The 19,113-nt window shown below is 62.4% G+C and carries 18 protein-coding genes; 9 read left to right on the plus strand and 9 right to left on the minus strand.

Annotated features, from left to right (window positions below):
• Positions 1–3 precede the first annotated feature (3 nt).
• Positions 4–642: an SOS response-associated peptidase gene (locus CCE89_RS11100; protein WP_086438162.1), complete on the plus strand. Its 639-nt coding sequence runs from the start codon at positions 4–6 to the stop codon at positions 640–642.
• On the opposite strand, the gene CCE89_RS11105 is transcribed toward CCE89_RS11100, so the two are convergent.
• Positions 639–1,916: a Xaa-Pro dipeptidase gene (locus tag CCE89_RS11105; RefSeq protein ID WP_086438163.1), complete on the minus strand. Its 1,278-nt coding sequence runs from the start codon at positions 1,914–1,916 to the stop codon at positions 639–641. The two genes, CCE89_RS11100 and CCE89_RS11105, sit on opposite strands and share 4 nt — an antisense overlap.
• Positions 1,917–2,013: 97 nt before the next feature.
• Positions 2,014–2,403, minus strand: a complete 390-nt coding sequence (locus CCE89_RS11110) for a VOC family protein (protein WP_086438164.1) — start codon at positions 2,401–2,403, stop codon at positions 2,014–2,016.
• 112 nt (positions 2,404–2,515) lie between these two features.
• Here CCE89_RS11110 and soxR point away from each other — a divergent pair, with 112 nt between their 5' ends.
• Positions 2,516–2,956 (plus strand): redox-sensitive transcriptional activator SoxR, encoded by a 441-nt coding sequence (gene soxR, locus CCE89_RS11115; protein WP_086438165.1) that lies wholly within the window; start codon positions 2,516–2,518, stop codon positions 2,954–2,956.
• On the opposite strand, the gene CCE89_RS11120 is transcribed toward soxR, so the two are convergent.
• Complete coding sequence (locus tag CCE89_RS11120) at positions 2,953–3,480, minus strand: SixA phosphatase family protein (RefSeq protein WP_086438166.1); 528 nt, start codon at positions 3,478–3,480, stop codon at positions 2,953–2,955. The two genes, soxR and CCE89_RS11120, sit on opposite strands and share 4 nt — an antisense overlap.
• 1 nt (position 3,481) lies before the next feature.
• Positions 3,482–6,220, minus strand: a complete 2,739-nt coding sequence (locus tag CCE89_RS11125) for an ATP-dependent DNA helicase (protein WP_086438167.1) — start codon at positions 6,218–6,220, stop codon at positions 3,482–3,484.
• 171 nt (positions 6,221–6,391) lie between these two features.
• Between CCE89_RS11125 and CCE89_RS11130 the strand changes: the two genes are divergently transcribed.
• Positions 6,392–8,026: a lysine--tRNA ligase gene (locus CCE89_RS11130; RefSeq protein ID WP_086438780.1), complete on the plus strand. Its 1,635-nt coding sequence runs from the start codon at positions 6,392–6,394 to the stop codon at positions 8,024–8,026.
• An 18-nt stretch (positions 8,027–8,044) separates the two neighbouring features.
• Here CCE89_RS11130 and CCE89_RS11135 read toward each other — a convergent pair whose 3' ends face one another.
• Entirely contained in the window at positions 8,045–8,713 is a 669-nt protein-coding gene (locus CCE89_RS11135) for a prolyl hydroxylase family protein (protein ID WP_086438168.1), read from the minus strand.
• Positions 8,714–8,817: 104 nt separating this feature from the next.
• On the opposite strand from CCE89_RS11135, the gene CCE89_RS11140 reads away from it, so the two are divergent.
• Positions 8,818–9,366 carry a cytochrome b gene (locus CCE89_RS11140; protein WP_086438169.1) on the plus strand — a complete coding sequence of 183 codons (549 nt, stop codon included), beginning with the start codon at positions 8,818–8,820 and terminating at the stop codon, positions 9,364–9,366.
• 119 nt (positions 9,367–9,485) lie between these two features.
• Here CCE89_RS11140 and CCE89_RS11145 read toward each other — a convergent pair whose 3' ends face one another.
• Complete coding sequence (locus CCE89_RS11145; RefSeq protein WP_234990056.1) at positions 9,486–10,472, minus strand: RcnB family protein; 987 nt, start codon at positions 10,470–10,472, stop codon at positions 9,486–9,488.
• 180 nt (positions 10,473–10,652) lie between these two features.
• Here CCE89_RS11145 and CCE89_RS11150 point away from each other — a divergent pair, with 180 nt between their 5' ends.
• From CCE89_RS11150 to CCE89_RS11160, 3 genes are all read left to right on the plus strand, one after another.
• Positions 10,653–11,237, plus strand: a complete 585-nt coding sequence (locus CCE89_RS11150; protein WP_086438782.1) for a pyridoxamine 5'-phosphate oxidase family protein — start codon at positions 10,653–10,655, stop codon at positions 11,235–11,237.
• Between the two features lie 249 nt (positions 11,238–11,486).
• Positions 11,487–11,903, plus strand: a complete 417-nt coding sequence (locus CCE89_RS11155) for a hypothetical protein (protein WP_086438170.1) — start codon at positions 11,487–11,489, stop codon at positions 11,901–11,903.
• A 55-nt stretch (positions 11,904–11,958) separates the two neighbouring features.
• Entirely contained in the window at positions 11,959–13,050 is a 1,092-nt protein-coding gene (locus tag CCE89_RS11160) for an alpha-amylase (protein WP_086438171.1), read from the plus strand.
• Between the two features lie 86 nt (positions 13,051–13,136).
• Here CCE89_RS11160 and CCE89_RS11165 read toward each other — a convergent pair whose 3' ends face one another.
• The 3 genes from CCE89_RS11165 to ettA form a co-directional block, all read right to left on the minus strand.
• Positions 13,137–13,574, minus strand: coding sequence for an FKBP-type peptidyl-prolyl cis-trans isomerase (locus CCE89_RS11165; RefSeq protein ID WP_086438172.1), 438 nt, complete (start codon positions 13,572–13,574; stop codon positions 13,137–13,139).
• A gap of 191 nt (positions 13,575–13,765) precedes the next feature.
• The gene (locus CCE89_RS11170) at positions 13,766–14,401 is read right to left on the minus strand and encodes a hypothetical protein (protein WP_086438173.1); all 636 of its coding nucleotides are present in this window, start codon (positions 14,399–14,401) and stop codon (positions 13,766–13,768) included.
• 130 nt (positions 14,402–14,531) lie between these two features.
• Positions 14,532–16,205, minus strand: coding sequence for an energy-dependent translational throttle protein EttA (gene ettA, locus CCE89_RS11175; protein WP_086438174.1), 1,674 nt, complete (start codon positions 16,203–16,205; stop codon positions 14,532–14,534).
• A 158-nt stretch (positions 16,206–16,363) separates the two neighbouring features.
• Between ettA and CCE89_RS11180 the strand changes: the two genes are divergently transcribed.
• Positions 16,364–17,581 carry a GGDEF domain-containing protein gene (locus CCE89_RS11180; protein ID WP_143256029.1) on the plus strand — a complete coding sequence of 406 codons (1,218 nt, stop codon included), beginning with the start codon at positions 16,364–16,366 and terminating at the stop codon, positions 17,579–17,581.
• 160 nt (positions 17,582–17,741) lie between these two features.
• Positions 17,742–18,962, plus strand: coding sequence for a GGDEF domain-containing protein (locus CCE89_RS11185; RefSeq protein WP_086438176.1), 1,221 nt, complete (start codon positions 17,742–17,744; stop codon positions 18,960–18,962).
• The last annotated feature ends 151 nt before the right edge of the window (positions 18,963–19,113 follow it).

Consider the following 19,113-nt stretch of genomic DNA (forward strand, 5'->3'; position numbering starts at 1 on the left):
CTGATGTGCAATCTCTACCGCATGACCAAGGGCAAGGACGAGGTCGCCAAATGGTTCGAGGCGATCGAGGAAATGGGCGGCGCGAACTTCGGCGAGGAAGTCTATCCCGGATATCCCGGAGCGGTCGTCGCCGAAGGGCGGCTACGGCAGATGAACTGGGGCTTCCCGCTGGTGATGAAGGGCAAGCAGGGCCAGCCGCTCAAGCCCAAGCCGGTCAACAACACCCGTACCGACAAGCTCGACAGTTTCTTCTGGCGCTACAGTTTCGAGGAGCGCCGCTGCCTCATACCGGTGACCGCCTGGGCCGAGGCCGAGGGGCCGAAGGGCTCGAAGACCCGCACCTGGCTCTCATTGCCGGATAGCGAACTGTTCGCCTGTGCAGGAGTCTGGCGCACGAGCGACGAATGGGGCGATTGCTATTCGATGGTCATGACCGACGCGGGTGGAGCGGCGGCGGAAGTGCACACGCGCATGCCGGTGATCCTTGGGCGCGAGGACCACGGCACATGGGTTTCGGGCGAACCGGATGCGGCGCGCGCGCTTTGCCAGCCATGGCAGGGCGACATTCTGCTCGACCGCACAGACCAGCCTTGGGCAAGGGGAAGTGCGAGCAGTGGCGCCTCTCAGAAGAACCTGCTCTAGCGCTGCTGGAAAAGCTCTCCGCCCTTGATCACCGCATCGACATCGGCGAGTTCCCCTACATCGGCCAGAGGATCGCCATCGACAGCGATCATGTCGGCCCATGCACCCGGCTTGATCACGCCGACCTGACCTTTCTGCCCCAGCGCCTCGGCTGCGTTGATCGTAGCCGCCTGGATTGCTTCAAGCGGAGTCATTCCGTACTCGACCATCACGCGGAATTGGCCGCCGACATCTTCGTGAGGCATCACGCCTGCATCGCTGGCGAACACCATGCGGACGCCGCCCTCGTGCGCGCGGCGGAAATTGTCACGCTGGGCCTGACTTAGCGCGCGTTCCTTGGCGATGTTCTCTTCAAGCACGCCGTTAGCCGCGCCCTGGCTCAGCGTGTATTCGGTGTTGAAGATATCCATCGAAAAGAACGTGCCGCGTTCCTTCGCCAGCTTCACGGCCTCGTCATCGGCGTAGCTGGCGTGCTCGATCGTGTCGAAACCGGCGCGGATTGCCGCCTTGATTCCCTCTGCGCCATGAGCATGCGCCGCCGCCTTCAGGCCCCAAAAATGCGCCTCGTCCGCAATCGCGGTGAGCTCTTCCAGCGTGAGCTGCTGGATGCCTGGTGCCGTGTTGCGGCTGAAAACGCCGCCTGTGGCGCAAGCCTTGATCACTTCGGCACCGAACTTGCGCTGTTCGCGTACGCGCTTGCGCAATTCGTCGGGGCTGTCGCCGATCGCGGGGCTGGGCGTGTTCATGCTCGGTGGGAGAAACGTGTTGTCGCAATGCCCACCGGTTGCGCCCAGCGCGTGTGCTGCGGCGACTATGCGCGGGCCCTGCATCCAACCCTCTTCGATGACCTGATCGAGGCCGACAACGTTGTAATCGTCAGCGCCGAGATTGCGCACGGTCGTGAAGCCCGCGCCGAGCATCTTCTGCGCGTTCACCGCACCGATCACCGTCCAGAAGCGGTCGGTGAACTGCAGGCCGGAGTAGCCGCCGTACTCGGGCCTCCCGTCGAGATGGACGTGCATGTCGATGAGGCCGGGTAGCAAGGTATGCCCCGAAAGATCGATCACTTCCGCATCGGCAGGCGCAGAGCCGTTAGCTTCGACCGAGACGACCTTGCCATCCGTCACCGTGATAAGCGGAGCGGTCACATAGCGCCCGCTTTCGACATCGAGCATCCGGTCGGCGCTGACATAGATGGTTTCGGCCGAGGCAGGTGCCGCGGCGAGACCAGTCAGCGAGAAGGCGAGGGTTGAAGCGATGGCGGCGAAGCGCATGGGCGAGTTTCTCCCTGTTTCGAGTTCCGCTCATGTCTGGCAACTTCGCCATGCTTTGCAAGCGGCTTGAACATCGGTTCGCGCAGGATCGGCTCGTTCATGAGGCTTCTCCCGATGATGCGTAGCTCACGACCTCGAACTCGATCCCGTCCCAATCGAAGAAATAGAAACGCCGGCCGGGTTCATAGTCGTCATGGCCGAAGGGGGCGAGCCCATGGCGCTTTACCACTTCCTCCGCGCCGTCGAGATCGTCGACCGTGAAGGCGAGGTGGTTGAGTGGATTGCCCTTGCTGTACTCGCCCCTCACATGATCGCCCGTGTAGAGCGCAAGGTAATAATGATCGGTACCGACATGGATTGTCTTGCCACCGAGCATGGAGGGGCCGCGCCAGCGCTCTGCCCAGCCGAGCAAATCGACCAGCAGGGCGGCGCTGCGTTCGGGATCGGTTACCGAAATATTGGCGTGTTCGAGGCGTCCTTGAGCCATTGTGCATCTCCTGTTCTGTCTCGCCACGGGGTGCAGCGAACTGCGACGCACACATTGATGCAACCTTAAGCTAAGTTGAGGTCAAGGGTTAATTGCTCTATGTCTGTGATCGATGAAACCGAACGACCTTCTGACCATCGGGGAAGTGGCGGGCCGAACCGGTCTCTCCGTTTCCGCCATTCGCTTCTACGAAGACAAGGGGCTGGTCGAACCGATCAGAACCTCGGGCAACCAGCGGCGCTTTCTGCGCAGCGACATCCGGCGGTTGAGCTTTATCCTGATCGCGCAGCAGCTTGGATTACCGCTCGCTGAAATCGAGGAGCAGCTGAAGAAGCTGCCCCATGGCCGGACGCCCAATGCGGGTGACTGGCGCCGGATCAGCGCATCGATCCGTGGTGAGCTCGATCGCCGCATCGCGGAGCTCGAACGGACGCGCGACCGGCTCGACGGGTGTATCGGCTGCGGTTGCCTAAGCCTGAAGAAGTGCGCGCTCTACAACCCGGATGATCGTCTGGCCGCAGAAGGGCCGGGCCCGCGCCAGGTCCTGCGTTAGGCCTCCGGCCCGAGCTCGGGGTCGAGATCGCGCGGGCGCGCGAGATGGACCAGCTTGCCGCAGCCCTTCTTCAGCTGAGACCACTCTTCGATATCGCACTCGAACACACAGAAGGAGGCGGTCGGCAATTTGGTCGCTGCTTCGTCGAAGAGGGCGTTCTCGTTCTTCGGGTCGACCAGTTCGAACAGCACTTCCTGCAGGCCCGGATTGTGACCGACGACGAGCACGGTGTCGGCATCGCCTGCATGGTCGATGATGACTTCGAAAATCGTGTCGGCGCTGGCGAGATAGAGCCGCTCGTCCCATTCCACTTCAAGTTCGGGCAGGCCTGCCAGCACCGTCCGCTTCACGCGCTCGGCAGGGCTGGCAACGACGACGTCCCACTTGATGCCGTGATCGCGCATGTGCTGACCGATGAGCGCGGCACCCTTCCGTCCGCGCTCATTTAGTCCGCGGTCGAAATCGCGCTTCGAAATATCGTCCCAGTCGGACTTGGCGTGGCGCAAAAGGGCGAGGATTTTCAATTCAGCTGTCCGACTGTTCGTGCGCGTCTGCCGCGATCTCGTTATCACTCGAAACACCAGCAGCAACGCGTTGTAAAGCCTCCTCCAGCGTCAATCTGATGACAGGGGTGCCTTCGGGGAAGGCGCTCAGCAGGCGGCTGGGGAAGGCGGGGGAGAGCACGATGAAGTGTCCGGCGTCCTCCTTGGTGCGGATCAACCGGCCGAAAGCCTGGGCGAGCCGGGCGCGGATTATGCGGTCGTCATAGGCGCTGCCGCCATTGGCCGCGCGCCGTGCCTTATGCAGGATATCGGGGCGCGGCCAAGGGACTTGCTCCATGACGACGCAGCGCAGCGAGTGGCCGGGAACGTCGACCCCGTCGCGCAGGGCATCGGTGCCGAGCAGCGAGGCACGCGGATCGTCGCGGAAGATATCGACCAGCGTTCCGGTATCGATCGGATCGACGTGCTGCGCATAAAGGGGCAGTCCGGCGCGGGCGAGCCGGTCGGCGATGCGACCATGAACCGCGCGCATCCTTCGGATCGCGGTAAACAGGCCGAGCACGCCGCCGTCCGATGCCTCGATCAGCCGCGCATAAGCGCCGGAGAGCGCGGGCAGGTCACCCTTCTTGATGTCCGTGACGATCAGCACTTCGGCGCGCGCGGCGTAGTCGAACGGGCTTTCGGCAGATGTCAGATGGGGCTGGCTCTCGACATGCTCAGCGCCGGAGCGGGCAATGGCGGACTCCCACGGATCGGCTTCTGGGCTACGGTCGGTCAGCGTGGCACTAGTCAGCATCACGCCATGTGCAGGTTCGAGCACGACCTTGGCGAAGGGCTTCATCGGATCGAGCCAGCGGCGATGGATGCCGACATCGAACTCACGCGCGTCCGATCGTTCGACCGAAAGCCAGTCGACGAACTCCGGGTCGGCCGGGCCGCCAAGCCGGTCGAGCAGCGCCTCCCATGCCGCGATCAGGTCGATCCGCCATTGCAGCGAGAAGCGCGCACCTTCGATTCGCGCACGGCCCTGCGCGTCGAGCCAGTCGGGCGCGTCTGCCATGACCGCCTCGAGCCGTGTGCCGAGCTTTATCATCGGGGTGCGGATGGCCGCGAGCGCTTCGGCCGCCGCGCCCGCAGCCTCGATCAATTCGCCCGGCAGGCCCGAAGCCTCGGTCTCGATGCCATAGCCTGCATCGATGCCGCCCGATTCATCGCGGGCATAGGTGGCTGTGCGGACCTGGGCGAGAAGCGCTTCGAGCGGGCCATAGGGTTCGCCTTCATTGAGGCGGCCGAGCCAGCCGTCGGAGGGGAGGGCGAGCGCGGCTTCCAATGCCGCCTCGATCGCATCGCCGCCTTGTTCGTCATAGCTCGCGACATCGGCGAGTCGCGCGGCAAGGCCGCGCCGCCGCCCGCGCGAATTGCGCTCCGGCCCGATGATCCAGCGGCGCAGCTCGATCGCTTCCTGACCGGAAAGCACTGCGGCGAATGTCGAATCCGCAGCCTCGAAAACGTGATGTCCTTCGTCGAAGATGATGCGCGTGGGGCGCTGCGCATGGTCGCGGCCGCGCGCGGCGTTGACCATCACCAGCGCATGGTTGGCGATGACGAGATCGGCCTGGGCGGACGCTCGCGCGGCGCGCTCGATGAAGCATTTGCGGTAATGTGGGCAGCCGGCATAGACGCATTCGCCGCGCTGGTCGGTCAGCGCCGCGATGCCGCGCTTGCGGAACAGCGTGCCGAGCCAGCCCGGAAGGTCTCCGCCGATCATGTCACCGTCCTGGCTGAAAGCGGCCCAGCGCGCGACCAGTTGCGCCAGGATCGCAGGCCGCCCGGCAAAGCCGCCCTGCAGCGCGTCCTCCAGATTGAGCAGGCAGAGATAGTTCTCGCGCCCCTTGCGAACCACAACCGGCTTCGATCCGTCGGCGCGCTCGGCAGGCCAGGCGCGGCGGCTCTCCTGCCTCAGCTGCCGCTGCAGGTTCTTGGTATAGGTCGAAACCCAGGCTGTCCCCTGCGAGGCGTTCGACCACAGCGATGCTGGTGCGAGATAGCCCAGCGTCTTGCCGATCCCGGTGCCCGCCTGCGCCAGCAACAGGTGCGGCACTTCACGCCTGTCGCGCGGGGCGAAAACCTGCGCCACGTCGCGCGCATAGGCCTGCTGTCCCTCACGTTTCTCCGACCCTTCGCCAGTGAGGTGATCGAGCTGCGCCTGCACGTCTTCGGGCGCGAGCTGCACTTGCGAAGGGGCGGGGCGCTCGGGCGCTTCCTCCCATTCGGGCAGCTTGGAAAACAGCCATTTCTCCGCCTTTTGTGGCTTGGCGACATGGGGGCTTAGCACCTGCGCCCAAGGCCACCGCAGCCGCACCAGCGATTGCAGCGTGGACCAGGCGCCTTCGCGCTCGGGCCAGTTCTCGCTCTCGCACATGGCGATCAGCGCGCCCGCCGCCTCCTGCAGGAAGGCAGGCACGTGCTCGTCGCCCTCCGGCTCTTCCAGGTCGAGCGCCTGCGCCAATCCCCGCGGTGTGGGCACGCAAAACCGCGCCGGATGGACGAAGGCGTAGAGCTCGAGCAGGTCGAGGCCTGACAGGTCGGGATAGCCCAAGCGGCTCGCCACCAAAGGCGCATTAAGCAGTAGCACCGGCGTGTCGGCCGCCGCCATGATCGCGTCGCCCTTCGACACGGCGCCGGTCGCGGCATTGGGACCCTTCAGCCAGGTACCGGAGTGGCTCGCGTGGAGTGCGGGGAGGGGAAGCGGGGCGGACACGGTTCAAGCGTTGCAAGAGCGAGAACGAAAAGTAAACGCTCGCAAAGCCAGATTTCCCTCGTTCGGGTCGCGCTCTTACCGGGCGACGGCAGTTGGCGGTCGCAATCGGGTCTTGGCGGATCGACTCTTCGCGCTTGCAACATGCGCTGCCTTGCGCAAGAGGCGATTGCCATGAGCATGGAAGAACTGATCGCCGCTGCACGTGTCAACAAGGCCTGGCCTTTCCAGGAGGCGCAGCGCCTGCTCAAACGCTATCCCGACGGCACCAAGCCCGATGGCTCGCCGGTCCTGTTCGAGACGGGCTACGGCCCCTCGGGCCTGCCGCATATCGGTACATTTCAGGAGGTGCTGCGTACCACGCTGGTGCGCCGCGCCTTCGAAGCGCTGATCGGTGCGAAGCCCGAAGACGGCAAGACGCGCCTCGTCGCCTTCTCCGACGATATGGACGGCCTGCGCAAGGTGCCTGACAACGTGCCGAACCAGGCGCTGCTAGAAGCGAATCTGCACAAGCCGCTTAGCCGGGTGCCGGACCCTTTCGAAAAAGGGCATGAGAGCTTTGCCGCGCACAACAATGCGAAGCTGCGCGAATTCCTCGACCGCTTCGGTTTCGAATATGAGTTCGTTGCGGCCAACGACATGTACAATTCCGGGCGCTTCGACGATGCGCTCCGTCAGGTCCTGCGCAAGAACCAGGATATTCTCGACATCATGCTGCCGACCCTGCGCGAAGAGCGGCGGCAGACTTACTCGCCGGTCCTGCCGATCAGCCCGTCGACCGGCCATGTGCTGCAGGTGCCGGTCGAGGTGGTCGATGCGGAAGCGGGCACTATCCGTTTCACGGACGAAGATGGAACCACGGTCGAGCAGAGCGCATTGGGCGGCATGTCCAAGCTGCAGTGGAAGGTCGACTGGGCGATGCGCTGGTATGCGCTCGGCGTCGATTACGAAATGTACGGCAAGGATCTGACCGACAGCGGCGTGCAGTCGGGCAAGATCGTCAAGGTGTTGGGCGGCCGCAAGCCCGACGGACTGATCTACGAGATGTTCCTCGACCAGAACGGCGAGAAGATTTCCAAGTCGAAGGGCAATGGCCTCTCGATCGAGGAGTGGCTGACCTATGGTAGCGAGGAAAGCCTCGGCTTTTACGTGTTCCCCAATCCCAAGAGCGCGAAGCAGCTCCACGTCGGGGTTATCCCGCGCGCGGTCGACGATTACTGGCAGTTCCGTGAAAGGCTCGCCGAGCAGCCGCTCGACAAGCAGCTTGGCAATCCCGTGTGGCACCTTCAACGCGCCAATGGCGGGTTCGAGGGCAGCGAGGCGCCCGGTGCTGGCGACACCTTGCCAGTGACCTATGGACTGCTGCTAAACCTCGTCGGGGTGCTGGGAGCCGAGGCGAGCCACGAGCAGGTCTGGTCCTATCTCGGAAACTATATCCACGATGCCGATCCGGAGCATCACCCCCAACTGAACGGGCTGGTCGATTGCGCGCTTGCCTACAACCGTGACTTCATCGCCCCCACGCTCAAAAAGCGTGCGCCGAGCGAGAACGAGGCCGCCGCTCTGCGAGCGCTCGACGAAGTTCTGGCGGGGCTCGATCCGGAAACTCCGGCAGAGGATATCCAGACCGAGGTTTACGAGATCGGCAAGCGCGAGGAGTTCGATTTCGAATCCCTGCGTGACTGGTTCAAGGCGCTCTACGAGACCTTGCTGGGCAGCGAACAGGGGCCGCGCATGGGCAGCTTCATCGCGCTCTACGGGGTTGAAAACTCGCGCCGCCTGATCGCGGAGGCACTGGCAAAGGCCTGATCTTTCAGGCTTGCCTGCTTATTTCCACTTCCGGGTCCGGTACCACTTGGTGAAAACATATTTGGCGCCCTTCACGACCGGCGTTCCGGCGTGCATCGTGTCTTCGTTCGGGGTGCCGTCGGGCAGAGCATTGTTCCAGACCAGAAGGACGCCGGGCTTCGGCTCGATCTTTACGCCGACCTCGGTGAAGTGAGTCTCGCCGCCTTCTTCGACTTCGTTGAGGAAAGCCATCGCCGTCCATGATCGCTGTCCACCTCGCTTGCGCTCCAGCTCCCAGTACTTCTCGCTGGTGTAGAACCAGTCGTTGTGCGGTTTGAACTGCTGGCCCGGCAAATAGCGCTGACCCTGGATGGCCTCGCCGCAAATCGGGTTCATGCCGAGCCGATCATCGATCCGGCGCGAAATCCCGATGACGAATGGGTCACGCGGATCGAGATCGCCCGAATAGGAGGTGCGAAATCCGCTCGCATAGTCTTGCTCGTGCAGCGTAGAGGGTTTCGCGGTGACGTCGATCATCATGCACAGCCGCTGACACTCAGCGGGGCTCAGGAAATCGCCGATCGCGAAGATTTCGGCCTTGTCGGTCTCTACCTTGTACGCCTCCGGATCGGCTTCAAGCCGCTTGCGCACGCTGGCACCGACGCGTTTCAACGCATCCTTGTCGGGAATCACTGCAGTCTTCGTCATAGCGCCTCGTCCTAGCAATTGAGTCTCGCCCCGCAAGCCACGCGCTTGCCGCTAGGCCCAGCAATGCTACACATGTCTCACAATCCGTCTGGGGAGGAAACGATATGACCGATGCTTCGCAGTCACGTTATTCGACTGTCGCCATGCTGTTTCACTGGGTGATCGCGATTTTGGTGATCGTGAACTGGCGCATCGCCGAAGGTGCCGAGCATCTCGAGGGGGCCGAGAAAGCCGCAGCCATCGCCCCGCACAAGGCAATCGGGATAACCATTCTTGTGCTTACGGTTCTGCGTCTGCTCTGGCGGTTGGGGCACAAGCCGCCGCCGATGTCCGATCTCATTCCGAAATGGCAGCGCGTGCTGGGCAAGACCACGCATATCATTTTCTACGTCCTGCTAATCGGGCTTCCGATCGGCGGCTGGCTCGCCGGGTCTTATGCGCAGAGTCCGGTCAACTACTTTGGATTGTTCGAACTGCCGATGGCGCCGGTCGAGCAGAATTACGACATGGCAGGGACAATCATCGAGCAGCATGCGCTTGGCGGCTCGATCATGATCTACCTCATCGCGCTGCACATCCTCGGTGCGCTGAAGCATACTTTCATCGACAAGGTGAACGGTATCGGGCGGATGCTGCCTTTCGGCCGCACCTGACGCCCACACCGCGCAACCCAACATTCAAAAACCCCCGTCGGCACCGCCGGCGGGGGTTTCTTGGCAGCTAGCGCCGTGTTCCAGGGAACGGCGCCCAGCTTTCTTCAGGTGGCCGAAGCCTACCAGAAGAAATCGTAGATCACGTCGACCACTTCGCCGGTATAGATATTCACCAGCATCACGTCGTCGTAATAGCGCACCCAGCGGTAGGGACCATAAACCTCCGGCAGGCGATAGTGCCACGGATCGCTGATCCAGTACCGATTGCCGTAGAACAGGCTGTCGAGATAGAACCCGATGCTGATCCGGCTGTAGTAGTGGTTGCGGTAGGGCGAGTAGTAGCGCCCAAGCCGATAGATACTGCGATTGTGGCGGCGATAGTTGTGCCAGTTGTAGCGGTTGTTGTTCCGCCACCGCTTGCGATCCCACCGGCGATAATCGCCGTGGCGGTAGTCGCGCCGTCCGTCGCGATAGCCGTCACGACGTCCGTCACGATAGGAATCGCGGCGGATTTGACGATCCTCATACCGATCACGGTAGCGCTCGGCCCTGCGACCGTCGCGGCGTCCGTCGCGATAGCTACGATTACGATCGCGATCTGCGTAGGAGCCATTGCGCGATTCTACCCGGCGTTCCACCCGGCGCTCTATATTGGGCCGAGCTGGTTGCCGGTCGCCACGGTTCCAATCGCGCGAGTTACGCTGCCGGGCAACGTCCGCGCTCCGGTCGCCACGGTTCCAATCGCGCGAGTTACGCTGCTGGGCAACGTCCGCGCGGCGATCGCCGCGATTCCAATCCCGGCCCGAGCGTTCGACATTGCGACGCTGCTCGCGCTGCCTGACTTCCTGCGCACGGCGTTCCTGGCGCACCTCGGCCCGACGCTGCTGGCGATTGTCCTGACGCGACTGCTGACGGATTTCGCGGCGAACTTCGCGCATCTGCCGCCGGTCACCGCGTTCTGACTTGTTGCGCTGCTGCGAACGTTCGCGGTCGCGTTGTTCAGCGGCGTTGCCCGCCGCTTCTGCCTTTGTCGGAAACGCGGTCAGCGCCATCGTAGCGGCGAGGGCGGAAAGCGCGCTCCCTTTGAGTAACTGGGTAACTGTCATGTTGGGCTCCTGTTCAAGCCGCCCCACCACTTGCGGCCCAATGTGATGCCCGCCTTCTACGCGGCACGCCCTGACCCCAAAGTGAACCAGTTGTTTGGGCTTCTGTTCAGGTTCGTGCTTATTTTCCTGAATCTCCCAATCGTTGACACGGTAGCCCGTTGCGCAGATGGCGACCCTTGCATGTTCGACACATTCGATCACGTTCGCGCCGATATTGTGCAGCGCCTCGCCGAGGGGGCGAGCGACCGCAAGAGCGCGATGCACACACCCGTGGTTGCGACAGCCGATGCCGATGCGCGGGTGATGGTGCTGCGCGCGTTCGACCGCGACCTTTGGACGCTGCGTTTCAACACCGATGCACGCGCGCCCAAGGTGCAGACAATCGGGGCCGGCGCACCGGTCGGCGTACTATTCTACGACCGCGAGGCAAAGCTGCAGCTTCGCGTGCGCGGGCAGGGGCGGATAGAGACCGACACGCCGCTGGTCGATGCGGCCTGGGAGGAAAGCACCAATTTCGCGCGGCGCTGCTATCTGGGCGAAGGGCCGGGCGCCGTTTCCGATACGCCGACATCCGGCCTTCCTGCAGAGTTCGAGGGTGTCGAACCCGAAACCCACGAAGTCGTCCCGGCGCGCGAGAACTTCGCCTGCCTCATCGTCGAACTGCATTCGCTCGACTGGTTCTACCTTGCGCATACCGGCCATGTTCGCGCGCAGTTTTCGCGAAAAGCCCGCGGCGAGTGGGAAGGGCGCTGGGTCGCGCCCTGAGTTTTCCAACAAACTTGACACAATTGACACCCTGTCAGGTGCCTGTTTCCGTATCAAGTCACTGATCTTATTGGGAAAATGGCCTGAATGCTCGCTTGACACTTTGCCTACAGAATTGCGCAAGCGATGGGAGATAGGGAAAGTGCTCATGCCTCTCTCGCTAGCGGGCGCAGCGCGAGTAGGAAAAGGCCAACACCGATCCTTCGCAAATTGCTTGAGAAACGAGCGGCGCGCTGTAATCGGACGCACATGACCCTGCGCGGTTTCCTTCTGGCGATGCTGGCCCTGATCGGCGCGCAATTCTCGCCTGCCGGTTTCATGCCGGCTCAGGCGCAGGACGGGACCTTTGTCATCACGATCTGTACCGGAAGCGGACCCGTCACTCGCACGGTCTCTTCGGACGATCCGCTGCACGAAGTGCTCGCTGCCGAGGCAGGCAGCGACGAATCCGGTAGCCCATCGGGTGACCGGTTTCATGACGAGACCAAGATCAACAAGGAGTGCGAGTTTGCAGGCGGCGCGGGTGCGATCGATATCCCGCCTTCGCCAGCCCTTGTTGCGGCCTGCATCGGCTGTATCGAGCCGACCGGCCAGCTGCCACTCGCGCTGACCGGCATATTCCCGCAAGGGCTTCCTCCGGCGACAGGTCCGCCCGTTCTTTCCTGAGCCTACCGGATTGCGCCTTGTGGCGCTCCAACACCAAAATCAGGAATGAAAAATCATGAAATCCAGTAATTTACTGGTGGGCGCACTCGCGCTCACCGCTTCGCTTGTCCCGTTTGCCGCCCATGCGCACAGCATCAATGCAGACGACCACGCGCCGATCGGCGTGATGGGCGATCATGCACACAAGAAGGGCGAGATCATGCTGTCCGCCCGCTATATGCACATGGGAATGGCGGGCAACCAGATCGGCACGGATGACGTCACGCCCGAAACAATCACCACCACCGTGCCCAATCGCTTTGCCGGTATGCCGATGCAGCCGCCGACCCTGCGCGTCGTGCCCGAAGCCATGCGGGCCGAGATGGTGATGATCGGGGCAATGTATGCGCCGGTTGATGCCTTCACGCTGGCAATCGGCGCGACCTATGTGACCAAGGAGACGGACGCGCTCACATTTCAGGGCGGCATGGGCACGGCCGAGCTTGGCCGCTTCCAGTCGAGCGTCGAGGGGTTCGGCGACATGAAGGCGATGGCGATCATCCCGTTGCTGCCGCTACCCGACAAGACCGCCGACCGCCGCGACGAGCTCTACCTCAAGGCAGGTTTCAACGTGCCGACAGGTTCACGCACCAAAACGGACGAGGTTCTGACGCCGATGGGCACTACCATGACCATGCGCATGGCTTACGGCATGCAGCTGGGCACCGGTACCTGGGATTTCGAACCGGCGCTGACCTACAAGGCGCGGCGCGGCAAGATAGGCTACGGCGTGCAGGGCAGCGCCTCGCTCAAGCTGGGCGATAACACCCAGGGTTACAGCTTCGGCGATATCTACGAGAGCACCGCTTGGGTCAGCTATCGACCGGCGCAATGGGTCAGCCTGTCGGCGCGGGCCAAGGCGCGCACGATGGGCAGCATCGACGGGATGGACCCGGCCATCATGGGACCGACGCAGGGCGCCAATCCCGATCTATATGGCGGGGAACGGGTCGATCTGCTGGCCGGGGTGAACTTCGTCGGCACGCATGGCGCGCTGGCGGGACACCGGCTCGGGATAGAACTGGGAAAGCCGGTCTATCAGGATCTCAACGGCCCGCAGCTGGCGAGCGACTGGTCGCTGATGATCGGATGGCAGAAGGCCTGGTGACAGGAGCTGCCGTATTGAAGTGAGAGATCGGCAGGCGGTGGCAGGGGCAACGCGCCCGGATCGCCAACCGCCTGCCGAAACTCTGGTTATGCAGCCTGCTTGATATCGCGCAGGGTCACGTCGAAGGTCAGGTCTTCGCCGGCGAGCGGGTGATTGCCGTCAGCCTTCACCGTCTCGTCCCCCACTTCGAGGATGTAGAGCGTCATTGGCTGGCCGTCGGGCGACTGCGCCTGCAGCGCCATGCCGGGCTCCGGGGCCGGTTCGGGCGGCAGGTTGCCGCGCGGAATGTCGATCACAAGCGCTTCCTGACGCGGGCCGAACGCATTGTCCGAAGCGATCGCAACGGATTGCTGGTCGCCAACCTCCATGCTCGTGAGCGCTTCTTCGATCGCGGGGAAGATCTGGCCGCTGCCGAGCTGGACCTGCTGCGGGCCGACCTCTTGCGTGTTGCCGACGACTTCGCCGTCGGTGCGCTTGAGAACATAATCGATGGTGACGGTGTCACCGTTGTTGGGAGTGGTCATGAATATCCTTTTGGGATTTCGTGTTTGTGGCGCTCATTTGCGCCTTCAGGAATGCGCCCGGCTGAATAGTGCGGCATGGCCGCGTGCGGACGCTCGATCTCGCGGCATTCATGGGTTGAATGCCTGTTCTGGAGTCTCGCAAGTCGGGCGCGGCGTGTCAAATGGCAGGCCCAGTTGCTCGCAGACTTCTTCTAAGATGGTCCGATAGGGATCAAGATCAAGACCGCGATCAGGAAAGCGAGACCTGCGAAGGGCAGTTTCGTAAACCGACCGAGCACGATCCGGTCGCGCACGATCAGGCTGAGAAAAAGCACCAGCCAGACGAGCGGAACCGTGCTCATCGGCGAGAGACCCAAATGACCCGCAGCGCGCGAAGCCAGCGGTTCGAGGATCAGGAACGTGCCGATCATCATGAGCCGCTTGTGCAATTCGGGACGGCTGCGATTGGCAATGGCGAAGGACACGCACACAGCGAAAGCTGCGGCCATGATCGAGTTGATCAGGGCAAGGCCGGAGAGCCCGTCGTTCCGAACATAGTGCAGTGTCTGCAAATAGCCTGTCGTAAGGACGAGACCGGCTGCGGCAATCGCACCAAGACCTCCCAGCTTACGGTGCAATTTCACATTGCCTGTAGCGATCAGGTTTGGCTGCACAGCCAGGAGAGTAAACCAGACCAGCGCGAAGAGGCCATGGATGATGAACCGGGGTTCTCTGTTCGAAGGTTGCCCGATGTCGGTGAAGAGATTGTCTGAAAAAGCTACCAGGGACAAAGCGAGCAGAAATACGCCCACAACCGGAAAATAAGCCTTCTCGACCAGTGTCTTCACGTCAACAGCCCCCCATTGCGATGCCCCACGCTATCCGCGGTTTGCGCGCGAATATTGTCTGAAAACGACAGAGGCGGAAGTCAGGCGGTGAGGAGACGTCCGCGAGCGTGGGTCGCAATTCGGCTTGGGGTCACCTCGTCAGCTTCTTGTAAGCGAGGCGCGTCGGACGATCAGCAGCATCACCCAGCCGGCGGCGCTTGTCTTCCTCGTATGCCTCGAAGTTGCCTTCGAACCATTCGACATGGCTGTTGCCTTCGAAGGCGAGGATGTGCGTCGCGAGGCGATCGAGGAAGAAGCGGTCGTGCGAGATGACCACGGCGCAGCCGGCGAAGTTCTCGATCGCTTCCTCGAGCGCACCCAGCGTCTCGACGTCGAGGTCGTTGGTCGGCTCGTCCAGCAGCAGCACGTTGCCGCCCTGCTTGAGCATCTTGGCCATGTGCACGCGGTTGCGCTCACCGCCGGACAGCTTGCCGACGTTCTTCTGCTGGTCCGCGCCCTTGAAGTTGAACGCGCCGACATAGGCTCGCGTCGACATGTCGTGGCCGTTGACCTTCATATAATCGAGCCCGTCCGAAATCTCCTCCCAAACGTTGTTCGACGCGGTGAGGTCGTCGCGGCTCTGGTCGACATAGCCGAGGTGCACGGTCTCGCCGATTTCGATCGTGCCGCTGTCCGGCGTTTCCTGCCCGGTGATCATCTTGAACAGCGTGGACTTGCCGGCGCCGTTGGGGCCGATCACGCCGACGATGCCGCCCGGAGGCAGCATGAAGGAGAGGTTTTCGAACAGCAGCTTGTCGCCATAGGCCTTGGAGATGTTCTTCGCCTCGATCACCTTGCCGCCCAGACGCTCGGGCACCTGAATGACGATCTGCGCCTTGCCCGGCTTGCGATCCTGCTGGGCGTCCTGCAGTTGTTCGAACTTGCGGATACGCGCCTTCGACTTGGTCTGGCGCGCGCTGGGCGACTGCCGGATCCATTCGAGCTCGCGCGACAGCGATTTCTGGCGACCCGATTCTTCGCGCGATTCCTGTTCGAGACGCTTCGCCTTCTTCTCGAGATAGGTCGAATAGTTGCCTTCGTACGGATAGTAGGTTCCGCGGTCGAGTTCGAGGATCCAGCCGACCACATTGTCGAGGAAGTAGCGATCGTGGGTGATCATCAGCACGGCGCCGGCATATTCCTTGAGGTGGTTCTCGAGCCATTCGACGCTTTCCGCATCGAGGTGGTTGGTCGGCTCGTCCAGCAGCAGGATCGACGGTTTCTGGATCAGCAGGCGGGTGAGGGCGACGCGGCGCTTCTCACCGCCTGAAAGGTTTTCGACCGAGGCATCGGACGGCGGGCAACGCAGAGCCTCCATCGCGATTTCGAGCTGGTTGTCGAGCGTCCAGCCGTCGACCGCGTCGATCTCGGTCTGCAATTCGGCCATCTTTTCGCCGAGCGCTTCGAAGTCGGCATCGGGCTCGGCCATTTCGGCGGCGATCGCATTGTACTCATCGACCTTGTCGGCGATGTCGCGCGCGCCGTCCTTGACGTTTTCGAGCACGGTCTTGGTCGGATCGAGCTCGGGCTCCTGCGGCAGATAGCCGACGGTGATGTTCTCACCGGGCCATGCCTCGCCACTGAAATCGGTGTCGATCCCGGCCATGATCTTCATCAGCGTGGACTTGCCCGCGCCGTTGGGCCCGACGATGCCGATCTTCGCGCCCTGGTAGAACTGCAGGTTGATGTTGGAGAGCACGGGCTTCTGAGCACCGGGGAAGCTCTTGGTCATGTTCTTCATGACATAGGCGTATTGCGCGGCCATCTGGCGGGTCCTTCGAGTATCTTGCGAATGAGCGGGATTTACACGCGCAGATAGTGGGCGGCGGCGCTGAGGGCAAGGCGCGAATGGCGGCGCGGGATTTAGCTTGGAATTAACCTTGACCAACTAGGCAGCCAGGTGAGTTTTCGCAGGGGGCGCACGTGTCTGACCAGGTACTCGGGATCATAATTCCGGGCATGTCTCTGATCTTTGCAGCCGCAGCCTTGCTCGTCTGGTTGCGCGACAAGCGATCGCATTACCTGCTCGGTTTCGTGGTCGCGCCGATCGCGATCGGCGTCAGCCTGACGCTCAATCACTACGTGCTGGGCTGGGGCAGCGTCTCCATGCACGCGATCGCCCAGCTCTGTTCGGGCGGCGGCACCGTCGCGCTCGCCTGGGCTGCCTGTGCGCGGGTCGGCAAGAAAGCACCACTTGCGCTCTGGGGAGCGGGTCTAGCCCTGATGCTGGCAATCAACGCGCTGTCGCTGCAACAGGGCAATTTCACGGTCAATCTCTACCTCCTCAACGCCTATTGCGGGATCGTCATGACGATGGCGGCGCAACTGATGGCGGCTTCGGGTTCGAAGGATGTGGTCGACCGGGCGATGATCTGGGCTTTCGGTATCACCGCCCTTCAATTCTTCCTGCGGCCCGTTGCGGTGATGATGATGGTCGAGAACCTGACCGCGGCAAGCTATCGGGATTCAGCGGGGCACGCGATACTCATCGTGACCGCCGCGCTCTTCACCTTGATGCTGGCAGGAGTGATCCTGGCCGCTGTCATCTCCGACCAGATCGCCAGCCTCAAGTCGAGCTCGCAGATCGACGCCCTGACCGGACTGCGCCTGCGCCGCCCGTTCGAGGAGGGCGCGATGGACATGCTCGAGCGGAGCAGCAAGGAAGGGCGCGATGTAGCCATGATCGTCGGCGACATCGATCACTTCAAGCAGGTCAACGACCTGTGGGGACACCAGGCGGGCGACAATGCGATCGCCGCCTTCGGCAGCCTGATCGGCTCCATCGTCCGCTCCGAGGATATTTGCGGGAGGATCGGCGGGGAGGAGTTCTGCATCATGGTGTGGAACTGCAACCTCGACGATGCGAGCAACATGGCCGACCGTGTGCGGCGCGCCTTTGCCGCGATGCGGCATGACGGGATCAGCGAGAATGTCAGTATCACGGCGAGCTTCGGTGTGGCCTGCTGGCGCGAGGGCGAGGGCTACGGCAAGCTCTTCGCAAGGGCCGACGCTGCACTGTACGAAGCCAAGGATGCCGGGCGCAACTGCGTGAAGACCGAGGGTGCCAGACGAGGAGCAGGCCGCCGGAACGCTGACGAAGCCGCCGATACAGGCCAGTTGTCCATGCGCGCAGTCGGCTGATAGACGCTTCGCTTCTGTCGCGGACCCAGCACCAATCTTTAAGGCGAAACTGGCTGCAAGACCGCTGATTAAATTAACGAAATCACAAGTATCGCGGATCCCCACAAGAGTTGGTTAACCAATATCTTCTAAACCGGAAGGAGCCGGATGGAAGGGGTGAATGAACACGCAAATCATAGGCTTGACGACGCCGCTCATGGCGCTGGTCTTCTTTGCCACGTTCCTCCTTTTGTGGTGGCGCGGCAAGATGGACGCATATGTGCTGGGTTTCGCCGCGAGCTATCTGTTCTTTGCGCTTGGCTTTGCCGCGACACATCTGCTCGATCCCACTTCCGCTTACCTCTTCCACGCCACGCAGGCGCTCTACACTGCGGGGACCGTTTCGCTACTGTGGGGGGCAACGCGCCGCATTAACCAGCCGCTGATGGTCGGCCCGATCGTCGTGACCTACGTCGTTGCCGCAATTGTCCTGGCTATAGCTGTGGCCGTGACCGACGATGTCGCGCCCCGTCTCTATATCGTCAATACCAGCTACGGCGTGATGTTCGCATTTGGTGCGCTCACCCTCTTGCATTCGCGGAGGCGCGAGCTGTTCGATATTCTCGTGATCGGGCTGTTCGTGGCGAGTGCGATCAATTTCTTCATTCGTCCGGTCCTGACGCTGCTGGTCGAGCAGAGCATCCAGGCGTCGGATTATCGCGAATCCGTCTACTACTCGGTGCTCAACCTCGCTCTTGCGATCATGTCGCTCATGACCGCCATGACTCTGGTCGGCGCCTGCGTCTCCGACCTCGTCAGCTCGATCCGCGACAAGTCGGATCGCGACCTGCTGACAGGTTTGCGCAATCGTCGCGCGTTTGAGGCAGACATCGACGACTTGCTAGACCGTGCCCGTCACGACGATGTGCCAGCGAGCCTGGTCGTCGCCGATATCGATCACTTCAAGCAGGTGAACGATCTGTGGGGCCACCAGGCAGGCGATCAGGCCATCGCCAATTTCGGCAAACTGATCCAGACCATGGTGCGCGATGTCGACATCGTGGGCCGGATCGGGGGCGAAGAGTTCTGCATTCTGATCTGGAACTGTCCCGAGAATTCGGCCCACAAGCTGGCGGAGCGTATCCGCCACGCTTTCGCGCAGATGGCGCATGATGGTATCAGCGAAAACATCCACCTTACCGCCAGCTTCGGTGTGACCGAGTGGCGCAGCGGCGAACCTTATCGCAAGCTCTTCGCAAGGGCTGACAGCTACCTCTACGATGCCAAGGAAAACGGCCGCAACAAGGTGGTTTCCGCGGGCAAACCCGCCGACCGCAAAACGGGTGATCGGACCGCGTCGAAGCTCGATGCCGAAGCAGAGCGCGCTGCCGCCGCTGCGTGATCGGATTCATCGCCGTGGCGCAACTGCAACGCCCTCCTGAATTGTGCGACGTTCTGGCAACAGCAAATTGACCGAACGCTGAATTGCGGCGATTTTGCGCAGCGGTTTCAATTGCAATCGGGTCGCTAGTCCTGCCGGAACGCGAGAGTGC

Source organism: Altererythrobacter xiamenensis, from assembly GCF_900177715.1.
GTDB lineage: Bacteria > Pseudomonadota > Alphaproteobacteria > Sphingomonadales > Sphingomonadaceae > Erythrobacter > Erythrobacter xiamenensis.